22 protein-coding genes are annotated in these 19433 nt (G+C 65.2%); 9 read left to right on the top strand and 13 right to left on the bottom strand.

The genetic code is table 11. From position 1 onward, the window contains the following. Positions 1-26: 26 nt before the first annotated feature. Positions 27-1085 (bottom strand): L,D-transpeptidase, encoded by a 1059-nt coding sequence (locus MYCSM_RS00610; protein ID WP_015304176.1) that lies wholly within the window; start codon positions 1083-1085, stop codon positions 27-29. 267 nt (positions 1086-1352) lie between these two features. On the opposite strand from MYCSM_RS00610, the gene MYCSM_RS00605 reads away from it, so the two are divergent. Further along, complete coding sequence (locus tag MYCSM_RS00605; RefSeq protein ID WP_015304175.1) at positions 1353-1742, top strand: PPOX class F420-dependent oxidoreductase; 390 nt, start codon at positions 1353-1355, stop codon at positions 1740-1742. 409 nt (positions 1743-2151) lie between these two features. Here MYCSM_RS00605 and MYCSM_RS00595 read toward each other — a convergent pair whose 3' ends face one another. Then, a complete protein-coding gene (locus tag MYCSM_RS00595; RefSeq protein WP_015304172.1) occupies positions 2152-2766 on the bottom strand; it encodes an Rv1733c family protein in 615 nt (204 codons plus the stop codon). 367 nt (positions 2767-3133) lie between these two features. On the opposite strand from MYCSM_RS00595, the gene MYCSM_RS00590 reads away from it, so the two are divergent. Both MYCSM_RS00590 and MYCSM_RS00585 read left to right on the top strand, forming a co-directional pair. After that, positions 3134-4540, top strand: coding sequence for an ammonium transporter (locus MYCSM_RS00590; protein ID WP_015304171.1), 1407 nt, complete (start codon positions 3134-3136; stop codon positions 4538-4540). Between the two features lie 4 nt (positions 4541-4544). After that, complete coding sequence (locus MYCSM_RS00585; RefSeq protein ID WP_015304170.1) at positions 4545-4883, top strand: P-II family nitrogen regulator; 339 nt, start codon at positions 4545-4547, stop codon at positions 4881-4883. 6 nt (positions 4884-4889) lie between these two features. Here MYCSM_RS00585 and MYCSM_RS00580 read toward each other — a convergent pair whose 3' ends face one another. Both MYCSM_RS00580 and MYCSM_RS00575 read right to left on the bottom strand, forming a co-directional pair. After that, positions 4890-5180, bottom strand: coding sequence for a metal-sensitive transcriptional regulator (locus tag MYCSM_RS00580; RefSeq protein ID WP_015304169.1), 291 nt, complete (start codon positions 5178-5180; stop codon positions 4890-4892). A 2-nt stretch (positions 5181-5182) separates the two neighbouring features. Then, on the bottom strand, positions 5183-5776 hold the full coding sequence (locus MYCSM_RS00575) for a DUF305 domain-containing protein (protein ID WP_015304168.1): 594 nt from the start codon (positions 5774-5776) through the stop codon (positions 5183-5185). Positions 5777-5857: 81 nt separating this feature from the next. Here MYCSM_RS00575 and ilvD point away from each other — a divergent pair, with 81 nt between their 5' ends. Then, positions 5858-7555 (top strand): dihydroxy-acid dehydratase, encoded by a 1698-nt coding sequence (ilvD, locus tag MYCSM_RS00570; RefSeq protein ID WP_015304167.1) that lies wholly within the window; start codon positions 5858-5860, stop codon positions 7553-7555. Here the strand turns inward: ilvD and MYCSM_RS00565 are convergent. The 7 genes from MYCSM_RS00565 to MYCSM_RS00535 all read right to left on the bottom strand — a co-directional run bounded on the left by MYCSM_RS00565 (position 7552) and on the right by MYCSM_RS00535 (position 13080). Beyond that, a complete protein-coding gene (locus MYCSM_RS00565) occupies positions 7552-8538 on the bottom strand; it encodes an ABC transporter substrate-binding protein (protein ID WP_041311081.1) in 987 nt (328 codons plus the stop codon). The two genes, ilvD and MYCSM_RS00565, sit on opposite strands and share 4 nt — an antisense overlap. A 61-nt stretch (positions 8539-8599) precedes the next feature. Further along, on the bottom strand, positions 8600-9121 hold the full coding sequence (locus MYCSM_RS00560) for a hypothetical protein (protein ID WP_015304165.1): 522 nt from the start codon (positions 9119-9121) through the stop codon (positions 8600-8602). A 216-nt stretch (positions 9122-9337) separates the two neighbouring features. Next, positions 9338-10009, bottom strand: a complete 672-nt coding sequence (locus tag MYCSM_RS00555; protein WP_041311077.1) for an O-methyltransferase — start codon at positions 10007-10009, stop codon at positions 9338-9340. Positions 10010-10019: 10 nt separating this feature from the next. Continuing rightward, entirely contained in the window at positions 10020-10496 is a 477-nt protein-coding gene (locus tag MYCSM_RS00550; RefSeq protein ID WP_015304163.1) for a TIGR04338 family metallohydrolase, read from the bottom strand. Further along, positions 10493-11242, bottom strand: coding sequence for a DUF2786 domain-containing protein (locus tag MYCSM_RS00545; RefSeq protein ID WP_041311073.1), 750 nt, complete (start codon positions 11240-11242; stop codon positions 10493-10495). The genes MYCSM_RS00550 and MYCSM_RS00545 overlap by 4 nt, the downstream gene beginning before the upstream one ends. 15 nt (positions 11243-11257) lie before the next feature. Next, on the bottom strand, positions 11258-12244 hold the full coding sequence (locus MYCSM_RS00540; protein ID WP_041311070.1) for an alpha/beta hydrolase family protein: 987 nt from the start codon (positions 12242-12244) through the stop codon (positions 11258-11260). Next, entirely contained in the window at positions 12241-13080 is an 840-nt protein-coding gene (locus MYCSM_RS00535; RefSeq protein ID WP_015304160.1) for an alpha/beta hydrolase, read from the bottom strand. Before MYCSM_RS00535 ends, MYCSM_RS00540 begins: the two co-directional genes overlap by 4 nt. Before the next feature lie 20 nt (positions 13081-13100). Between MYCSM_RS00535 and MYCSM_RS00530 the strand changes: the two genes are divergently transcribed. Next, on the top strand, positions 13101-14099 hold the full coding sequence (locus tag MYCSM_RS00530; RefSeq protein WP_015304159.1) for a sigma-70 family RNA polymerase sigma factor: 999 nt from the start codon (positions 13101-13103) through the stop codon (positions 14097-14099). Between the two features lie 138 nt (positions 14100-14237). Beyond that, positions 14238-15362, top strand: coding sequence for an NDMA-dependent alcohol dehydrogenase (locus MYCSM_RS00525; RefSeq protein ID WP_015304158.1), 1125 nt, complete (start codon positions 14238-14240; stop codon positions 15360-15362). 5 nt (positions 15363-15367) lie between these two features. On the opposite strand, the gene MYCSM_RS00520 is transcribed toward MYCSM_RS00525, so the two are convergent. Further along, complete coding sequence (locus MYCSM_RS00520; protein ID WP_015304157.1) at positions 15368-15811, bottom strand: MarR family winged helix-turn-helix transcriptional regulator; 444 nt, start codon at positions 15809-15811, stop codon at positions 15368-15370. A 66-nt stretch (positions 15812-15877) separates the two neighbouring features. Here MYCSM_RS00520 and MYCSM_RS00515 point away from each other — a divergent pair, with 66 nt between their 5' ends. Next, complete coding sequence (locus MYCSM_RS00515; RefSeq protein WP_015304156.1) at positions 15878-16630, top strand: pirin family protein; 753 nt, start codon at positions 15878-15880, stop codon at positions 16628-16630. Beyond that, the gene (locus MYCSM_RS00510) at positions 16608-17879 is read left to right on the top strand and encodes a PQQ-dependent sugar dehydrogenase (protein WP_015304155.1); all 1272 of its coding nucleotides are present in this window, start codon (positions 16608-16610) and stop codon (positions 17877-17879) included. The genes MYCSM_RS00515 and MYCSM_RS00510 overlap by 23 nt, the downstream gene beginning before the upstream one ends. Here MYCSM_RS00510 and MYCSM_RS00505 read toward each other — a convergent pair. Next, on the bottom strand, positions 17876-18160 hold the full coding sequence (locus MYCSM_RS00505) for a GlsB/YeaQ/YmgE family stress response membrane protein (protein ID WP_015304154.1): 285 nt from the start codon (positions 18158-18160) through the stop codon (positions 17876-17878). The two genes, MYCSM_RS00510 and MYCSM_RS00505, sit on opposite strands and share 4 nt — an antisense overlap. 151 nt (positions 18161-18311) lie before the next feature. On the opposite strand from MYCSM_RS00505, the gene MYCSM_RS00500 reads away from it, so the two are divergent. Then, on the top strand, positions 18312-19424 hold the full coding sequence (locus tag MYCSM_RS00500; RefSeq protein WP_051073685.1) for a phosphodiester glycosidase family protein: 1113 nt from the start codon (positions 18312-18314) through the stop codon (positions 19422-19424). The last annotated feature ends 9 nt before the right edge of the window (positions 19425-19433 follow it).

Here is a 19433-nt window from a genome sequence, read left to right as displayed (position 1 = left end):
GCGGCGCCGTCGGTGCGGTAGGCGATCTAGAACATCTGCCAGTCGGACGCGCCGTCTGGCTGGTTGTAGAGGCCCTTCGAGTTCTTGATCACGATCGGATCGCCGCTGCCGAAGTTGTCATAGAACCACTTCGCGTTCTCGGGGCTGATGTTGATGCAGCCGTGGCTGACGTTGCGCTTGCCCTGGTCGGCCACCGACCACGGTGCGCTGTGCACAAAGTTGCCGCTGTTGTCGATCCGAACGGCGAGATCCACGTCGACCTTGTAGCCGTTGGCCGAATTCACGGGCACGCCATAAGTCGAGGAGTCCATCACGATGTGGGGGAACTTCTCGAGCACGTAGTAGGTGCCGTTCGGGGTCGTATGCCCGCCAGCCGACATACCCATCGACACCGGGATGGTCCTCTCGACCTTCCCGTTCCGCACGACCGTCATCTGATGGGTCGCGTCATCCACGGTGGCCACCAGTTGCTCGGGAACGGTGAAGCTCGACTTGGTGCCGCTCGCGTCGATGTTGACGACGGTGCCTGCCGGCCAGAAGTTCTGCGGCCGCCAGCGCACCTGCGTGTCGCTGGTCCAGTAGAACCGCCCAGGCACCGGCGGAACCGACGAGATGTGGATGGCCTGCTCGGCCATCGCGCGGTCGGCGATCGGCCGCGCGAAGTTGATGTAGATCGGCTTGGCAGCTCCGGCCTTGGCGCCGTTTGTCGGGTTGAACGTCGGCGGGGCGAACACCGGCGGGCCGGTGTACGGCGTCGGGTTCTGGCCCGCGGGCGTGCCCTCGGGGATCACAGCGGGCTGCGCGGCCAACGGATCGGCAGGCGCGAACGGGTTCGGCAACCCGAACGGCGGCGGAGCGGGCGGTGCGGCCGGATCGGCCGGCGGCGGGACTGCGAGCGGATCAGCGGGCGGCGGCGGTGCGAACGGATCGGGCGGCGGCACGGGCGCTGCGGCCGGATCGATCGGCGCCGGCGGCGGCGGAACGTCGGGGTCAGCCAGCGCAGATGGGTTGCCCAACGCCAGTCCACCAACCAGTCCAACCGCGATCATCGCGGTGGCCAGTCTGCCGCTCATCCGCGTACGCATACGTCACCTCCAGTCACACACAAACTTCGTCCAGTCTCGCACAGCGAAAGCACCGGCTACTTCGGCGAGGAAGCTGCCTGGTCCTGTGCAACCGCCCAGCCCAGGGCGCTGACCTGCAGTGTCAATCGCAGCGAAGCGGGGAATGTTACTTCCTACTGCTTGCCTGCGGAATTAAAGATCACCACAAATATCGAGCGGGGATGCGAATCGCGCCAGGGCGAGTTGTGAGCTCGTAGTGGATCGGCGCCAATTCGAGAGAGGAATCTGATGGTCGATATTCCGACGGGGTACGAAACGCTGCTGGAACGCCCGCTCTACGGGCATTTGGCGACGACGCGGCCCGACGGCAATGCGCAGGTGAACCCGATGTGGTTCGACTGGGACGGCGAGTTGCTGCGCTTTACCCACACCACCAAACGGCAGAAGTACCGCAACGTCACGGCGAATCCGAACGTGGCGATGTCGATCAGCGATCCCGATAACCCGTACCGCTACCTGGAGGTGCGCGGCGTGGTCGAGGAGATCGTCCCCGATCCCACCGGCGCCTTCTACCTTCAGCTCAACGACCGCTACAGCGGGCCGCTGACGGAACCGCCTGCGGACAAGGCCGACCGCGTGATCCTTGTCGTGCGCCCGACCGGATACAGCAAGCAATAACCGTGTGTTGAACGTGAGCCCCTCACCCCATTTCTCTTTACGATCAGTTGAATCGTTGGGACGAAGGAGCCATCGACGGCCAGTAGCGGCAAAACTCCGCCCACCGACCCGCTGACCAGCAGCGAGCGCCGGGGCATGTTGATTGCTGCGGCGATTCTGGTCGGCATCATCGCAGTCGGCACGACAGCCTGGACGGTCATCACCAGCAGATCGGCTTCAGTTCACCCAACCGATGCGTGTGTGACCGTCGCGCTGGCCAGTTCGATGGGAGGCGGGGTCGAACACGCTTGCGGTAACGCGGCGCGCACGTGGTGTCGGGCCGCCTACGCACAACACGACCCGCACGCGCAAGCTGTCCAGGTCCAGTGCCGGGCCGCCGGAATTGTTCCGTAGCAGCGCCGCGCGGCGGTCACTGCGGATGGTTGGTTGCATCACCATTGACGAAGTGCTCGATCTCGCGGTCGAGTTGTGCGCGGCGGATCCGGTCCAGCGGCGAGCGCACCACGGCGACGCCTGCCATCAGGCCCACGATCGCAGCGCCCCAGATGCCCGCCCCTACGCCGATGGCATCGACATCGGCCTGCATTACCGGTGTCGGTGGATCGACCTGCCTGCCATCGTCATTGAGCCAGAGGCGAATCCGATCGCCGTCGCCGACCGAGCGGCGGGTGGTGACCCACTCCGCGCGCTCGGACTGTGATTCGCCTCCGCGAGCGCCGTCGACGGCAGATGGCCACGTCGCCAGGACTGTCGAGGTGGCGGTGTGCTGCTGGTGCGGGTTCGCGGTCGCGGCAACCGTCGCGGTGACCATGTGGCGCATCCGGGCCTGCGCAGCGTAGAGCCTCGCGTGCGACTGGTAGACCACTGCACCCTGGGCGACACTGACCCCGCCTACGCCAAGCGCGAGCACCATCGCCGCGAGGATGACGCAGGCCTCAACCCGATCGGGCCAGCGCAGTAGCGGGTTTCGGCCGAATGCGCGCGCAACCCATCGATATCGGCAACGCAGGACGAATTTGCGCATTGCGACTCCTGTAGCCGTGACTGGCACATGCGTCGACGTTTGAATTCTGATCCGATTCCTGTCGTATTTCAACGGGCAAAATAACTTGCGTCGGAAAATTTCATCTGCGCTAGTCGCGTACCCGCATCGGCGCTATCAAATACGTTGTTCGCCAACATGATTGGTAAAGTCCGGCGATCGGGAGACTGTGCAGCTGAAGGATGGCTGCGAAATCGCTGTCCAGACGCGCCGAAAATGTGGTTAATAACCTGGGAGAATAAGGTCTCTCGAAATAAAGAATTAACAATAGCTAATCCACACGAAACGCGCTGAGCGTAAAAATTTGGCCAGCCGGTAGGCGGAATTACGACCAGCAAAGGCGGTCTGCATGAATCCCTATCCCGACTGGCTCGGCTCGGGCGACAATGCGTGGCAGTTGGTGGCGGCCACCCTCGTCGGCCTCATGAGCCTTCCCGGCATCGCGGTGCTATACGGCGGCCTGGTCCAGAAGAAGTGGGCCGTCAATACGATGTTGATGGCCTTCACTGGCTTCTCGCTGGTGCTCGTCGTCTGGGTCTTATGGGGCTTCAAGATGGGCTTCGGCGAGCCACTCAAACTCGGTCCCGGCGTCTTGCAGGCCGCAGTGGGCAAGCCACGGTCGATCCTCGGCACCGACAACCAGCACCAGGCGGTCATTCCTCTGCTCGACGGGTTGATGCCCCAATTCAAGTTTTCCGAGACGACGCTGGCCTACTTCCAGTTCGTCTTCGCCGCGATTACACCGCTGCTGTTCCTGGGCAGCGTGATCGGCCGGATCAACTTCAAGGTGTGGCTGATCTTCGTCCCGTTGTGGTCGACGTTTGCATATTGCGTCAACGCCTTCCTCGTGTGGGGTGGCGGCTTCTGGGCTCAGGCCCACGCCGGAGCCAGCAGCCTGTTCAGCACAGGCGTGCTCGACTACTCCGGGGGCTACGTCATCCACCTGGCTGCAGGCACCACAGGATTCGTCGCCGCCGCGGTGATCGGGCCCCGCCTGGCTCGGGACCGCGAGCGAGCGGTGCCGAACAATCTGCCCATGGCGGCCGTGGGAGCCGGCATTTTGTGGTTGGGCTGGAACGGATTCAACGGTGGCGATCCGTACTTCGCAGGCACTAACGCCTCTCTGGCCGTACTCAACACCAACGTCGCCACCGCGGTCGCGCTTCTGACCTGGGTGATCTGGGATATCTTCGCCAGTCGCGAGCGCAAGCCCACGTTCCTCGGCGGTGTCAACGGCATGATCGTCGGTTTGGTGGGAATCACGCCCGCCGCCGGTTACGTCAACACGTTTGGCGCCATCATCATCGGCGCGGTGGCTTCGTCGCTGGTCTGGATGTCCTGGAACTGGCTGGGCCGCACTCGGCTGTTCAGCAAGGTCGACGACACACTCGGCGTGGTCCACACCCACGGCGTCGCCGGATTGATCGGCGGGCTGCTGGTCGGTGTACTCGCCGACCCACACGTGATCATCTATCTCGGCAACGGCAAGGACGTCAGCGACGTGACCGCCTCGGGCTGGTTGTGGGGCCACCATCCCGCGCAGATCCTCGTGCAGCTCTGCGCGGCGCTCACGATCATCGCGTGGGACGCGCTGGTGACGGTGGCCATCCTGAAGTTCCTCGGCCTGTTCATGAAACTGCGCGCCCCCGAAGACGTTCTGGCAGAGGGCGACATCGCCGTGCACCAAGAGGAGGCGTACCCGGACGAGTCGCTCATCGGCGGGCGACTGGACTCCGAAGGCGCAAAGGTGGTGTGACGCCGTGAAGCTGATCACCGCGATCGTTCAGCCGTTCACCGTCACTGACGTTCGCGCGGCCATCGATGCGGCCGGTGTACACGGCATGACGTTCAGCGAAGCGCAGGGCTATGGCCGCCAGAAAGGCCACACGGAGGTGTACCGCGGCGCGGAGTATCGGGTCGACTTCATCCCCAAGGCGCGCCTTGACGTTGTGGTCGAGGAAGATCACGTCGAAACCGTGCTCGAGGCCATCATCGGCGCGGCACGGACCGGCAAGATCGGCGATGGCAAGGTCTGGGTGACCACGGTCGACGCCGTGGTCCGGGTACGCACTGGCGAACGGGATGTGGAGGCGTTGTAGCGAGGACTAGGAGCGAACTAAGCGGGCGATGGCCGCCGACGCCTCGGCCAGCTTGGCGTCAGCCTCGTCCCCACCCTCGGCAACAGCCTGGGTGACGCAATGGCCGAGGTGCTCGTCGAGTAGCCCGAGCGCCACCGACTGCAGCGCGCTGTTGACCGCGCTGATCTGGGTGAGCACGTCGATGCAGTACTTGTCCTCGTCGATCATCTTCGCGATGCCGCGGACCTGACCCTCGATTCGGCGGAGCCGTTTGGCGTAGTTCTCCTTTTGCTGCGAATAACCGTGTGCGGCAGTCATTTTCAGCCTCCCAGCATCTGTTTCATCTGGCCGATCTCGGCTTCCTGCGCGGTGACGATGTTCTTCGCCACTGATTTGGCATCCACATTGTCGCCGTTGGCGATCTCGGCCTTGGCCATTTCGATCGCACCCTGGTGGTGACCGATCATCGACTGCAGCCACAGCTTGTCGAACTCCGCGCCGTTCAGCGATTTCAACTTCGTCATCGTCGCCTCGTCGACCATGCCCAGCATCGTGTTGCCGTGGCCCGCATGCCCCGCGTTGTTTTCCGGGTTCTCGTTCCACTGCACCAGGAACACCTTCATCACTTGAATCTCGGGTTGCTGTGCCGCCGAGATCTGCGTCGCCAGCTGCTGGAGTGCTGCGTTGGTGGTGCGGTCGGGCACCAGCGCCGAGAGGTCGACGGCCTGTTGATGGTGCGGAATCATGTTGGTGGCGAATGCGACATCGTCGGCGTTGTAACCAGCGGGCTGCCCCGTTATCACGGGCTCGTCGGACTTCGGATGATCGGTGTGCCCGTCGCTCTTGGGGCTGCTGCACGAGGACAGGAACAGCGCTGTAGCTACCGCCACAAGCGCCGCGAGCAGACGAGTCATCGGGGTCACCCACCCAGGGTACCCCGAGGGGGTATTCGTAACGGTTTGGCCTGTCGAAACGCCGACGGCATACTGAAACGCATGCCCTCAAGCCCTGACATGAAGCCCCGAAGCCGCGACGTCACCGACGGCCTGGAAAAGGCCGCAGCCCGCGGAATGTTGCGGGCCGTAGGGATGGGTGACGAGGACTTCGCCAAGCCGCAGATCGGCGTCGGCTCATCGTGGAACGAGATCACGCCGTGCAACCTATCGCTGGACCGGCTGGCCAAGGCCGTCAAGGACGGCGTGTTCACCGCCGGCGGCTATCCGATGGAGTTCGGCACGATCTCGGTGTCCGACGGCATCTCGATGGGTCACGAAGGCATGCACTTCTCGCTCGTCTCCCGCGAGGTGATCGCCGACAGCGTCGAGACGGTCATGCAGGCCGAGCGCCTCGACGGTTCGGTGTTGCTGGCCGGATGCGACAAGTCGCTGCCAGGCATGCTGATGGCTGCCGCCCGGTTGGACCTGGCTTCGGTGTTCTTGTATGCGGGCTCGATCCTTCCCGGCATCGCCAAGCTGTCGGACGGCACCGAGAAGGAAGTGACGATCATCGACGCGTTCGAGGCCGTCGGCGCATGCTCTCGCGGGCTGATGTCGCGCGAGGACGTCGACGCGATCGAGCGGGCAATCTGCCCCGGCGAGGGCGCGTGCGGCGGCATGTACACCGCCAACACCATGGCGTCGGCCGCCGAAGCGCTCGGCATGTCGCTGCCCGGCTCGGCTGCACCACCCGCCACCGACCGGCGACGTGACGGGTTCGCCCGTAAGTCGGGCCAGGCCGTCGTGGAGCTGCTGCGCCGCGGCATCACCGCCCGTGACATCCTGACCAAGGAGGCGTTCGAGAACGCGATCGCCGTGGTGATGGCGTTCGGCGGGTCGACCAACGCGGTGCTGCACCTGCTGGCCATCGCGCACGAGGCGAACGTGAAGCTGACGCTGGAGGACTTCACCCGCCTCGGCGCGAAAGTTCCCCATCTCGCCGACGTGAAACCCTTTGGTAGCCATGTCATGACGGACGTCGACCGCATCGGCGGCGTGCCCGTGGTGATGAAGGCCCTGCTGGATGCCGGTCTGCTGCACGGTGATTGCCTAACGGTGACGGGCCAGACGATGGCCGAAAACCTCGCGCATATCAGCCCGCCTGATCCCGACGGCAAGGTGTTGCGGGCGCTGTCCAACCCGATCCATCCGACGGGCGGCATCACGATCCTCGGCGGTTCGTTGGCACCCGAGGGGGCGGTGGTGAAGTCGGCAGGCTTCGACTCCGATGTGTTCGAGGGCACCGCAAGGGTTTTCGAGCGGGAGCGGGCAGCGCTGGATGCTCTGGAGGACGGCACCATCACCGCCGGCGATGTCGTGGTGATTCGCTACGAGGGCCCCAAGGGAGGACCAGGGATGCGCGAGATGCTCGCCATTACTGGCGCTATCAAGGGCGCCGGACTCGGCAAGGACGTACTGCTGATGACCGACGGCCGCTTCTCCGGCGGCACCACGGGCCTGTGCGTGGGGCACATCGCGCCGGAGGCCGTCGACGGCGGGCCAATCGCGTTCCTGCAAGACGGCGACCGCATTCGGCTCGACGTGGCCAAGGGCACGCTGGACGTGCTCGTGGACCCAGACGAATTCGAAACGCGCAAGGCAGGTTTCGAGCCCCTGCCCCCGCGTTACACCACCGGTGTGCTGGCCAAGTACACCAAGTTGGTCGGCTCCGCGGCCGGCGGCGCCGTCTGCGGCTAGTGCAGCGCTTTCGCTAACAGCGGCGGTAGCTGGTCTGCCACGAAGGGCAGCGACAGGGGCGAACAGAACGCGATCGCACCGGCCTGCTCGTTGGTGGTAAAGACATTGCGGTTCTCACGCGTGGCCGGCAGATTCGCGATACCTGGAATGGCGAGCAGCGCATCGATATCGGCCTGGCTCTCCGTCTTCCAGATCAACACGTCGGCCTCGTCCAGCGGCGCGGGGTCGTTGGGATCCAGATACGCCCGGTCGTCGCCCCTGCTGTAGGCGGCGATGCCCGCGGGGATCACGAAGCCCATCTGAGTGAGGAACTCTGTCTTCCAACTCGGGATGGCCGCGATGACGCTGTCCTGCCAGAACGTATTTCCTGAGAGCAGGAAGACCTTTTTGCCTGCGAATTGCGGGTATTTCTTGGCGACCGCCGCGAACCGCCCGTCGACGCCGGCGATCACGGACCGCATCCTGTCCGCCTGGAACACCGCTTCGCCGATCGCGTTCGCCTGCAATTTCCATGGTTCGAAGAACGGTTCGGCGCCGGACTGGGGAATGGTCGGCGCGATGGCCGAGAGTTGTTGGTACGTATCCTCGTTCACGCCGGCGTTGGTCGCGACGATCAGGTCAGGCTTCAGCGCCGCAATCTGGTCGACCTGGATGCCGTCATAAATGCTGAGCACCGTTGGCTGCGCCCCGCCGAGTTTGCCTTGCGCCCACGGCCATACGGCGAACGGCTCGTTGCCGAACCATTCGGTCGTGGCGATCGGCACCACACCGACGGACAGCAGGTCGTCCTGTTCGGTGAAGCCGGCGCTGACGACACGTTTGGGCGGCGAAGGAACCACGGTCTGCCCGAAGGCGTGGTTGATGGTCACAGGACCTGTATTGGGTGCGGCCGTCGCGCGGCCCGCCGCATGAGTCGCTGTGATCGCCAAGCCCGCCGCTGCGGTCATCCCGAGGAAACTTCGCCTACTCCATTGTGGGTGCATCGCGCCAGCGTAAGCGGTGCGTACTCGAATTTCAGGCAAATTATCTATTCTGTCAATACGCTCAGTGAGATCCTTCAGGTGGATCGACCGGGCTCAGCGAGATCGGCAGCCAATGGGTGCCCGGACCCTCACCTGGACACCCGGCTCCTTCGATGACGAGGGTGCGCTCTCCGAAGAAGCTGCCGTCAGCGTTCGGGATCCAGTAGTCCGACCGTTGGGCTTGCACGGCGCTGCTGGGGTCATTGCGGTCACAGAAGTAGGGATACTGACCGCTGGTTTCCCAGCGATCGCCCGTCCATCGGTACTCGTAAGCCAACGGAGCGCCGGGATTGCGGGCGTGGTCGTCCTTGTTGTCCATGCGCACGAAGCAACCGTCCACGCCACATTGGGTGGTGAATTCGGCAGGCACCGTTATCGGATTCATCGGTGTCGGCAGCCCGTTGAATGTCTGTTTCGAAAAGTCGATGAACAGGTTGTAGGACCCGTACAGCGGCGGTGGTTCGGCTCGATCCGCATGAGCGACCGGCGACACGAGCAGCGCAGCACATGCAGCAAGCACGCCTATGGACAGAGTTTTCGACATAGCACTGAATTAACACACTCATACGGTCATTCGTTGGGGAATCGGCCGTACAACGCGGGCAGGAAGCCAGCGAGGTGGTTCATCTCCTACGCGCACTGCACCATCAGGTCAGGGGGGTCAGGCAGCTGACGCGCGCCGTGACCCGCCGAAGGGCCCTGTCCGCCAACGATATTAGAGCGCTCGGCGGCCGATACGGCACCGTGGTCGCTACAAGTCTTACTCGGGCTCCTTGACGATTGCCACCGCGAAGCCGTCCCAGCCCTTGGTGCCGACGGTCTGAATCGCAGCGGCGTCCAGCCGCGGATGCGCGCCCATCATCTCCAGCATGTCGCGTACGGCCCGCGCCTGCAGATCGTCAGGGGCGGGCTCGAGGACGCGGCCGAAGCGAGCGATGTTGTCCACCAGGATGATTGACCCCGGCGCCCCGAGTTTGATCGCCCACTCGACGTATGCGACGTTGTTCTCCTTATCGGCGTCGATGAAGATCAGGTCGAAGGTTTCGCCGCGGCCCTGCAGCGTCGGCAAGGTGTCCAGCGCAGCACCGACGATGACCTCGACGCGGCGGTCGACACCGGCCCGTGCCAGGTTCGTCCGCGCCACCTCTGCGTGCTTGGGTTCGAATTCCAGCGTGATGACGCGGCCGCCGGGCCCGACGGCCCGGGCCAACTGGATGGTGCTGTAGCCCGCGAGCGTGCCGATCTCGAGCACACGCGTGGCGCGCATCGCGGTCGCGAGAAGGAACAACAACTTGCCGTGTTGGGCGGACACTTCGATCGCCGGCATACCGGCCGCGCTGCCGGCTTCTCGCGCTGCCTTCAGCGCGTCGTCCTCGGTGTCGAGCACGCGGTTGAACAGCTCATCGAGCGCCTTGGGGTCCGGCTCAGTCACTCGACAAACGCTACCGGACACCCTCTTTGGCGTATACGACGCGCAACACATAGGCGACCTCCGCGCCCATCACCGCCTCGGCGAGCCCGCAGAACGTTGCGACGAAGTCCGGTCCATGCGGCGGCTCGGCGTCGCTGAGGTGGTGAGCGATCTCGTGCAACACCACCAGCTCGCGCAGCGCCCACGTCGAACGCCCGTCGGGCACGGCGATGGTGGCGTCGTCGTCGAGTCGCTCGTAGTGGGCGGCGGTCACACCGCGCCGAGCCCTGACCATCAACGGGCGGTCAGCACCCACATGTGCCAACACCTCGTCGACGTACCGCTGCACGGCGGCGACCGATCCGAAGCGCCCCTCCGGCGGCAGTGTGAGCTGCGTGCCGAAAAAGTCGACGACACGATTGCCCCGCTCGGTAGCGCGGTCGAACAGTGTCCGCACGAATTCCTCAGCGGCATAAACCTTTGCGCGCTGCGTGTCGCGTGGCGTCACGTCTCCAATGCCGAGCGGGCGCCCGCCAGCTCGGGGCTGTGGCCCAGCCGGGCCCGTTTTCCGGCCCGATCACCGGCGCGCCGGGCAGCCGACGAGTAGCCCGCCGTCGCGCTGGTGGCTCGCCAGGTGCCCCGCGCCTGGGACGTCTCGCGGTAGAAGTCTTTTAGTTCGATATCCTTGTCCCGCAACGCGATAGCCGTACCTGGCTGGCTGTCACGGCCCGCCGTGGCCTCGCGCTGCGCCTGCTCGCGCGCCTCCACCAGCCGTTTTCCGATGCGGGCGCCGAACGCCAGTTGGAAGTTGATTCGCGCGGTGATGGTGGGCGTTGGCCGGTGCGCGCCCGAGGAGATGTACGACTCCGACGCTCTGACCATCTGCAGCACCAGGCTGGCGTAGAGCGCATGGCTGGCGTCGATGTCCTCGGCGAATCCGTACGCGTATACGAACGTCGAGTTCGATGCGACGTCGCATTTCACGTCGTTGGCGTGGGCGATCGACGTGAACAACTGCACATAGGTGCGCAGTCCGCGGGTGCCCGCATTACCGATGGTGATCGTGCGCTGCACCGGCGCCTGCGCCTTGGTGCGCTTGTCGGAATGCGCGCGGGCAACCGCGAGGTCGATGGACGTCGCCGTGGCCAATCGCTGTGCGGCGGCCATGAACGCGTCGGCCTCGTGCTGGTTGTCGGTCCCCTCCGCCTGGCGAAGCAGCGCGGCGATGCGCGCCAGCATCTTGTCGTCTGTCACCCCGCCAGACTAGGGCTACTTTCCGACGAAGACGTTGAGCGCCGTGACCACCTGTGGAGAAAGTGGGCCTTGTTTGGTGAGGTTCGCGATGCTGTCGCTGGGGTCGTCGCGCAGCACGTGATTGACGCCGTGCAGTTGCACGACGGTGAGCGCGGTGTGCTTGAGCGCGTCGATCAGCGGTTGCTCGGCGTCGCACTTGGCCTGACTGTCGGTGTCCGAGCAGGTGAACAAGACCGGCATGCCCGCGGGCAGCTTCGCGGCCTCCGCGATCGGATCGATCTTGTCGGTCTCGACGACAGCCCTCACATTGCCGGGGTTGACGATGGCGCCCAGCCCTTCGGGCAGCTTGTCGGACACCGTGCCCTTGGTCCGGACCTCGTTGACGGCCGCCAGCCACGTCGCCAATGTCTGGGCGCTCGCGTCGCCGCGCACCCGGTTGGTGATGATGTCCAGGTATCGGCCGGGCAACGGCTGAAACAGGCCGAGCGAGTGGACCTTTGGCGCACCTCGCGTGGTGTCGGTGGCCAGCGCCATCGCGTGGATGGTGCCCTCACCGAGGCCGTACACCGAGATGCGGTCTTTGTCGGTCCCGGGCTGATCGGCGAGGTAGCGCACCGCGGCTTGGGCGCCCGCCGTGTAGACCGCGCTGACGACGTCATTCGGGCGGGCCTGGTAAGGGCCGAGGCCCGTCTTGCCGGTGCCGATCTTGTCATAGCGCAGGCTCGCGACGCCGTGGGACGACAGTTGTTCGGAGAGTTGTCGCATGTTGCCGATGGGACCGACGACCGTGTTGTCGCCGTTGCGGTCTGTCGGGCCGCTCTCGGAGATCAACAGTGCCGCGGGCGCGGGTCCGCCGCCTTGCTGGTGGTGATAGGTGCCGTGGATGGTCAGGCCGTCGGCCACGTCGAAGGTGATGTCATCGTCGACCCAGGGGTGGTCATCCGACGAGCAGCCGGCAAGTGCCAGCACCAGCGAAACCGCAAGGACAACAACGCCTTTCAAAGGCGAACCTCGATCCATGACGAAACGTCGTCGAGCACCACAGCGCGTTCGGGCTCATTGAACACCTCGTGGTACAGCTCGGGGTAGGCCTTCAGGTGCACATCCGTCGAACCTACGCATTCGACCAGGCGCCTGCTGCCGTCGACGGGGATCAGCTTGTCCTGCTCGCCGTGCACGACGAGCAGCGGCGCGGTGAGCGCACCCGCTCGCTGGGGCATGGTCTCTCCGACGCCGATCAACGCTCGGGCGATGCCTGCGGGCAGGTTGCCGTGGTGAACCATCGGGTCGGCGTTATAGGCGGCCACCACCTCGGGGTCGCGAGACACCGCGTCGGTGGGCAGCTGTTCGACGGGCAGCCCCGGCATGATCTTGCCGAGCAGTTTGGCGACGACGACCATCACCGGCGACACGCCCTCCTGCGCGTCGACGGCGGGTCCCGACAGCACCATCGCCGCGTAGTCGCCGGGATGCTCCACGCCGTAGGCGAAGACGATGCCGCCGCCCATGCTGTGGCCAAGCACGACGCGCTTCAGTCCGGGGTGATCGGCGGCCGCGATGCCGACAAGGGTATGGAAGTCGTCGGTGTATTCGGAGATGTCGCGCAGGTAGACGCGCTTGCCGCCGGAGCGGCCGTGGCCTCGATGGTCCAGCGCATAGGTGACGAGGCCGGATTCGCCGAATCGTTGCGCGACATGGTCGTAGCGGCGCGCGTGCTCGGCGTAGCCGTGGGCCAGCACGACGACGCCGCGCGGCTCGATATCCGGAGTCCATACGTCGTAGACGATGCGCACGCCGCCGACCCCGTCGAAGCTGCGTTCCTTGCGCGTAGTGGCCATCAAGGGAGAGTAGCGAGTGCATGTCGGTCGGTCTGCGTAAGCTCGGCAAGGTGACCGTCCTCGCTCATGAAACCGATGACGAGTTCCTGCTCAAGGCCGAGCCCCACCGGCGTGAACTGCTGGCGCACTGCTACCGGATGACCGGTTCGCTGCACGACGCCGAGGACCTGGTTCAGGAAACTTACCTGCGGGCATGGAAGGCGTACGGCGGCTTCAAGGGCCAGTCGTCGCTGCGGACATGGCTCTACCGGATTGCCACCAATACCTGTCTGACCGCGCTGGACTCGCGGCAGCGCCGCCCGTTGCCGACGGGCCTTGGCCAGCCGAGCTCGGACCCTGTCGACGACATCGCCGCCCGCGACGAGGTGCCCTGGCTGGAACCCCTGCCCGACGACTCCGCTGACCCCTCGACCATCGTCGGCTCCCGCGAGTCGGTGCGGCTGGCGTTCGTCGCGGCACTACAACATCTCTCACCGCGACAACGCGCTGTTCTGGTGTTGCGGGAGGTGCTGCAGTGGAAGGCCGCCGAGGTCGCCGACGCGATTGGTTCGTCGACCGCCGCGGTCAACAGCCTGCTGCAACGCGCGCGGGCGCAACTCGACGAGGTGGGCCCCAGCGAGGACGACCAGCTGGCCGAGCCCGACTCACCCGAGAGCAAGGATCTGCTCGACCGGTACATCGCCGCATTCGAGAACTACGACATCGACAAGCTGGTCGATTTGTTCACCGCAGACGCGGTGTGGGAGATGCCGCCCTTCGACGGCTGGTATCAGGGCCCGGAGAACATCGTCCTGCTGTCGAAGACGCACTGCCCCGCCGAGCGGGCGGGCGATATGCAGTTCATCCGCACCACCGCCAATGGTCAGCCGGCCGCGGCGCTGTACATGATCAACCGAGAGACCGGCGTGCACGAGCCCTTCCAGATGCACGTCCTCGCGGTCAGCCCGCACGGCATCTGCCATGTCGTGGCCTTCCACATGACGTCTTTCGAAAAGTTCGGTCTGCCTGCTCACTTGTAGGCGTCGCTCTGGGCCTGTTCTGTGCGCTTTGTTGCGCTCAGTGGCTGTTTCAGCACACAACGTGGTCTAGTCCGGCATAAACGCACTTCAGCGGGCTAGTTGACACCTGTTTTGGAACGTGTTCTATGATCGCGATTCATGAAGACCAAAGGGGCTCTGCTGTGGGAGCTCAATTCCCCGTTCCGCGTCGACCAGATCGAGCTTGGCGACCCCGTCGCCGATGAGGTGCAGATCCGCATGCATGCCGCGGGTATGTGCCACTCGGACTATCACCTGACTACCGGCGCCACCCCGATCGGCCTGCCCGCGCTCGGCGGTCACGAGGGCGCTGGCGTCGTCACCAAGGTCGGCAAGAACGTCAGGGGCATCGAGGAGGGCGACCACGTCATCCTCGCCTTCATCCCGGCCTGCGGTGAGTGTCCGCCGTGTTTGAAGGGCTACCGCTCGTTGTGCGACCGCGGCGCCGTGCTGCTCGGCGGCAAGGCCATCGCCGACGGCACCAGCCGCGTGCACGCCGGCACCACCGAGGTGTCGCCGATGAACCTGCTCGGCACGTTCGCCCCGTACATGACCGTGCACAAGGATTCCGTCGTCAAGATCGACAAAGACATCCCGTTCGAGACCGCCGCCATCATGGGCTGCGCGGTGCCGACCGGCTTCGGCTCGGCCACCAACGTGGCCCAAGTGCAGCCCGGTGAGACGGTCGCGATCGTCGGTGTCGGCGGCATCGGCATGAGCGCACTGCAGGGCGCCGTCATCTCCGGCGCCCGCAACGTCATCGCGATCGACCCGAACGAGTGGAAGCGCGACCAGGCCATCAAGTTCGGCGCCACGCATGTCTATCCGTCGATGGCCGAGGCCATCGCGCCGATGATCGACGTCACCCAGGGGCTGATGGCCGACAAGACCATCATCGCGGTGGGCGAGATGAAGGGTGAGTACCTCGAAGAGGCGATGATCCTGACGGCCAAGACCGGCACCTGCGTGGTCACCGGCATGGGCTCGATGATGGACGTCGACGTCAAGCTCAACCTGTTCCTGTTCACGATGTTGCAGAAGACGTTGAAGGGCAACATCTTTGGCGGCGGCAGCTCGCACATCGAGACGCCGAAGCTGGTCGGCCTCTACAAGTCCGGGCAGCTGAAGATCGACGAGATGGTCACCACGACGTATTCGTTGGAGAACATCAACGACGGCTATCAGGACATGCTCGACGGCAAGAACATCCGCGGCGTCATCAAGTTCACCGAAGCTGATTGGTAGCTCGGCTACCGAAGCCGACTGGTAACCAGCCCAATCCAGGAGCTCAGCGACCGCAGCTGCGCGGCGCTCACCCCGTCGAAGACGACTGAGCGGACAAGCTCGGCGTGTCCTGGCGCCGCGGCCTCCAGCGCTGCACGTCCCGCAGACGTGAGTTCGACGGTCGCGCCGCGACGGTCGACGCCGCTGCCATGGCGGTCCACCAAACCGCGGCCACGCATCCGCCGCAGCTGATGTGACAGCCTGCTCTGCTCCCATCCCAGCGCCTCGCCGAGCTCGTTGATCCGCTGCGGCCCCCGCTCGGACAGCGCCACCAGTACGTCGTAGTCCGCCAGCGACAATTCGCAGTCCTGCTGCAACTGACGGTGCATTGCGGTCTGCAGTCCGTTCGTCATCGCCAAGTACCCTCGCCAGATCTGCTGTTGCTCCTCGGTCAGCCACATGGAATACATGACACATCATGTATGTTGTCGCAGTCAAGGCTACCCACTTAGGCTGGCCAGGACCAAGGAGATGCCATGACTGTCGAGATCCGGCGTGCCGACGATCGCTTGAAGACCAAGATCGACTGGCTGGACTCCAAGCATTCCTTTTCGTTCGGCAGCCACTACGCACCCGACAACACCCATCACGGCCTGCTGTTGGTCAACAACGACGACCTGGTCGCACCCGGTACTGGGTTTGACACCCATCCCCACCGCGACATGGAGATCGTGACGTGGGTGCTGCGCGGCTCACTGGTTCATCAGGACTCGACGGGACACTCGGGAGTGATCTACCCGGGCCTGGCCCAACGCATGTCGGCCGGTCGCGGCATCCTGCACTCGGAGAAGAACGACTCGTGGAACCTGACTGGCTCTGAAACCCATGACGAGCCAGTGCATTTCGTGCAGATGTGGGTGGTGCCCGACGAGTCGGGCCTCACGCCGGGCTACCAACAGCTCGAGATCGACGACGAGTTGCTGCGCGGCGGCCTGATCACGATTGCGTCCGGTATGCCCGAACACAGCGACGACGCCGCCATCACCATCCGCAACCGCTACGCCGCGCTGCACGGCGCGCGCCTGCAGGCCGGCCAATCCGTCGAGTTGCCCGAAGCGCCCTACTTGCACCTGTTCGTCCCCCGCGGTGAGGTGACTCTGGAAGGCGCCGGGCCACTACACGAGGGCGACGCGGTGCGGTTCACGGCCTCCGGCGGCCAACGCGTCACCGCTACCGAACCCGCGGAGCTTCTGGTCTGGGAGATGCATGCGGGTTTGGCTGCGGCGTAAGCGAATTGGAGCCACGCTGATCGGCGTTGTGCTGATTGCGGCGTGTTCCTCCGAGCCGTCGACGCCAAGCACACCGACGGTGTCAGCCACACCCCCCGCCGCGGGCCTTGTGCCGGTGACCGTTCAGGTCGAGCCGAACCTGGCCCAAGCCCCATTCGACCAACCGCGCCAAGCTTTGGTGCCAGCGGGCTGGACGCTTTCGGTGTGGGCGCGGGTCCCCAGGGCCCGAATGGCGGCGTTTGCGCCGGACGGAAGCCTGCTGATCTCTGTGCCGAGCAGCGGGCAGATCGTCAGGCTCGAATCCGGCCGCGACTCCGTGCTGCTCGACGGCCTCGACCAACCTCACGGCCTGGCCTTCGCCGACAACACGTTGTACGTCGCCGAGAGCGATCAGATCGACACCTACGACTACGTCGGGGGCAAAGCCGGCAACCGCAGCACCGTCGCCGACCGTCTGCCGGATGCCAAGAGCCCCGATCTGCACGGCGCCTACGCGCATGCGCTGAAGAGCGTCGCGGTCGGCCGCGACGGCGCTGTGTACTTCTCCATCGGATCGACGGGCAACATCACCGCCGACGATCGCTCCGCGAATCCGCCGCGCGCCACCATCATGCGGATCCCGCCCGGCGGCGGCCCCGCTGAGCCGTTCTCGACCGGCGTGCGCAACGGAACGGGGCTGGCGATAGGGCCGGACGGTTCGGTGTGGACGGCGGTCAACAATCGCGATAACGTCGCCGACCCTGAAACCGGAGAGGCCACCGCCGATTACGTCAGCGGCCATCCGCCCGAGTCCGTCGCTCGGCTGACGCCCGGGCGCGAATTGGGTTGGCCCTACTGCAATCCCGACGGCGGGCCGGCCAACCTGCCGTTCATCCGCGACGTGCAGACCAACGCCGACGGCAGCAGGCTGGACTGTGCGGCACTGCCGCCGGTCGAACAGAGCCTCGGCGCACACGCCGCCCCGCTCGGCATGAGCTTCACTGTGGGCGTGCTGCCCTCCCCTTACACTTCCGGCGCGCTAGTCGGTGTACACGGTTCGTGGAACCGGCAACCGCCGTACCCGCCGGAGGTGACGTTCTTGCCCTGGGACAACGGCACTCTCGGTAATCCGCAGACACTCGTTGGTGGCTTCCAGGCCGATGACGGCACAAGATGGGGCCGTCCGGTCGCCGCGGTGGCGGGACCGGACGGAGCCGTCTATATCACCGACGACTACGCGAACGCGGTCTATCGGTTAGCGCCGCGCTAACGCGCGGGGGTGCCGGTACCGCGCCTGCCGGTGATGGCTAGGTAGGCCGCGATCAAGATGATCGCCACCACCACGCCAGCGAGGAACGGAATGACCGCCCACCCGCCGTTGGAGTTGGAGTAGCCAACTTGATAGGTCACCCACGACCCGATCAAGGACCCGAGGATGCCCAGCACGATGGTCATGATGACGCCGATGCTCTGCTTGCCCGGCATGATGAGGCGCGCAAGCGCGCCAACGATCGCTCCGACGACGATCGCACTGATGATTGTGCCGATCATTTCTGCTCCTCACGTTGAAAGTCCGACCAACGCGGGATTACCCGTTTCGGCGAATCCCACTCCGCGCAGCTGAGGGCGCGACCCACCCGACGCCCAACCGATGCTGAGCTGTTATCAAAGTTGACTGTGTGTCGGCTGTGATTAATGTTGTCTGGTCTTCTGCTGGTTCAGCAAAGGGGCGTCCGTGCCAATTCCACCCGCGATACTGCGACGATTCGTGGCGTGTGCCGTGGCGTTGTCGGTGTGCGCAGCGGTGGCGACGACGGCCAGCCCGGTCGCCCGCGCCGCCGACGGCCGTGAGTTGTTGGCAGGCGCCATCGCCAACACGCGCGGCTCCTACCTCGTCTACAACTTCGGCGGCGGCGCGCCAGCCCCGATGCTCAACGGGGCAGGCAATTGGTACGAGATGAGCAGTGGTGGCCACCTGATGATCATCAAGTCCGCCGCGCAACGCCTGGCGCCGCGCCTGCTCGTCGATTCGCACTCTGGTTATCAAGCCCGCTGTGAACGAGATCCGCGGGCGCGCACCGGCGAAGGCCTCTGGCAGGCCTCCGAGATCTACACGCCGCTGCAAGCGTGGCAAGCACTCGGCCAGCCGACGATCGCGATCAACGCCAACTTCTTCGACGTGCGCGGCCAGAAGGGCGGCTCGTGGAAGTCCACGGGATGCAGTTCTCCGCTGGGCGCCTACGTCGACAACACCCGGGGCCAGGGCCGGGCCAACACAGCGGTGACGGGCACCGTCCCCTACGCCGGAAAGCAAGGACTGTCGGGCGGCGGCGAAAGCTGGAGCGCGCTGTCGACGATGATCCTGCCCGTCAGTGGCGCACCTTATGTCGTATCGCCCAGTGGCCCACAGGATTACGACGCGGCCACGGCCACGATTCAAGGTCTGGTCGACAAGGGCACGCGGTTCGTGGCGGTGAGCGGCATCGGACTGCTGGCGCCCGGCGACACCGGACAGCTCAACGACGGCGGGCCCAGCGCCGCTCGCACTGCGCTCGCCTACTCCAAGAGCAAGGACGAGATGTACGTCTTCCAAGGCGGCAGCTACACACCGGACCAGATCCAGGACCTGTTCCGCGGCCTTGGCAGCGACACGGCGATCCTGCTCGACGGCGGCGGGTCGTCGGCGATCGTGTTGCGCCGCGACACGGGAGGTATGTGGGCGGGCGCCGGTGTACCGGACGGCAATTGCGACACCCGTCAGGTGTTGTGCGACTCCCGCGAGCGCGCTCTGCCAAGTTGGCTCGCGTTCAATTGACGGCTCGGC

Origin of the sequence: Mycobacterium sp. JS623, assembly GCF_000328565.1 — a bacterium.
In the GTDB taxonomy this organism is placed as follows: domain Bacteria; phylum Actinomycetota; class Actinomycetes; order Mycobacteriales; family Mycobacteriaceae; genus Mycobacterium.
The sequence above is the reverse complement of the archived record's forward strand: the minus strand, read 5'-3'. Positions and strand labels throughout refer to the sequence as shown.

Bases quoted from the DNA above. Each gene is read 5' to 3' on its own strand.
- MYCSM_RS00610 (WP_015304176.1), bottom strand. From the start codon at position 1,085: ATGCGTACGCGGATGAGCGGCAGACTGGCCACCGCGATGATCGCGGTT.
- MYCSM_RS00605 (WP_015304175.1), top strand. From the start codon at position 1,353: ATGGTCGATATTCCGACGGGGTACGAAACGCTGCTGGAACGCCCGCTC.
- MYCSM_RS00595 (WP_015304172.1), bottom strand. From the start codon at position 2,766: ATGCGCAAATTCGTCCTGCGTTGCCGATATCGATGGGTTGCGCGCGCA.
- MYCSM_RS00590 (WP_015304171.1), top strand. From the start codon at position 3,134: ATGAATCCCTATCCCGACTGGCTCGGCTCGGGCGACAATGCGTGGCAG.
- MYCSM_RS00580 (WP_015304169.1), bottom strand. From the start codon at position 5,180: ATGACTGCCGCACACGGTTATTCGCAGCAAAAGGAGAACTACGCCAAA.
- MYCSM_RS00575 (WP_015304168.1), bottom strand. From the start codon at position 5,776: ATGACTCGTCTGCTCGCGGCGCTTGTGGCGGTAGCTACAGCGCTGTTC.
- ilvD (WP_015304167.1), top strand. From the start codon at position 5,858: ATGCCCTCAAGCCCTGACATGAAGCCCCGAAGCCGCGACGTCACCGAC.
- MYCSM_RS00565 (WP_041311081.1), bottom strand. From the start codon at position 8,538: ATGCACCCACAATGGAGTAGGCGAAGTTTCCTCGGGATGACCGCAGCG.
- MYCSM_RS00560 (WP_015304165.1), bottom strand. From the start codon at position 9,121: ATGTCGAAAACTCTGTCCATAGGCGTGCTTGCTGCATGTGCTGCGCTG.
- MYCSM_RS00535 (WP_015304160.1), bottom strand. From the start codon at position 13,080: ATGGCCACTACGCGCAAGGAACGCAGCTTCGACGGGGTCGGCGGCGTG.
- MYCSM_RS00530 (WP_015304159.1), top strand. From the start codon at position 13,101: ATGTCGGTCGGTCTGCGTAAGCTCGGCAAGGTGACCGTCCTCGCTCAT.
- MYCSM_RS00525 (WP_015304158.1), top strand. From the start codon at position 14,238: ATGAAGACCAAAGGGGCTCTGCTGTGGGAGCTCAATTCCCCGTTCCGC.
- MYCSM_RS00520 (WP_015304157.1), bottom strand. From the start codon at position 15,811: ATGTATTCCATGTGGCTGACCGAGGAGCAACAGCAGATCTGGCGAGGG.
- MYCSM_RS00515 (WP_015304156.1), top strand. From the start codon at position 15,878: ATGACTGTCGAGATCCGGCGTGCCGACGATCGCTTGAAGACCAAGATC.
- MYCSM_RS00510 (WP_015304155.1), top strand. From the start codon at position 16,608: ATGCGGGTTTGGCTGCGGCGTAAGCGAATTGGAGCCACGCTGATCGGC.
- MYCSM_RS00505 (WP_015304154.1), bottom strand. From the start codon at position 18,160: ATGATCGGCACAATCATCAGTGCGATCGTCGTCGGAGCGATCGTTGGC.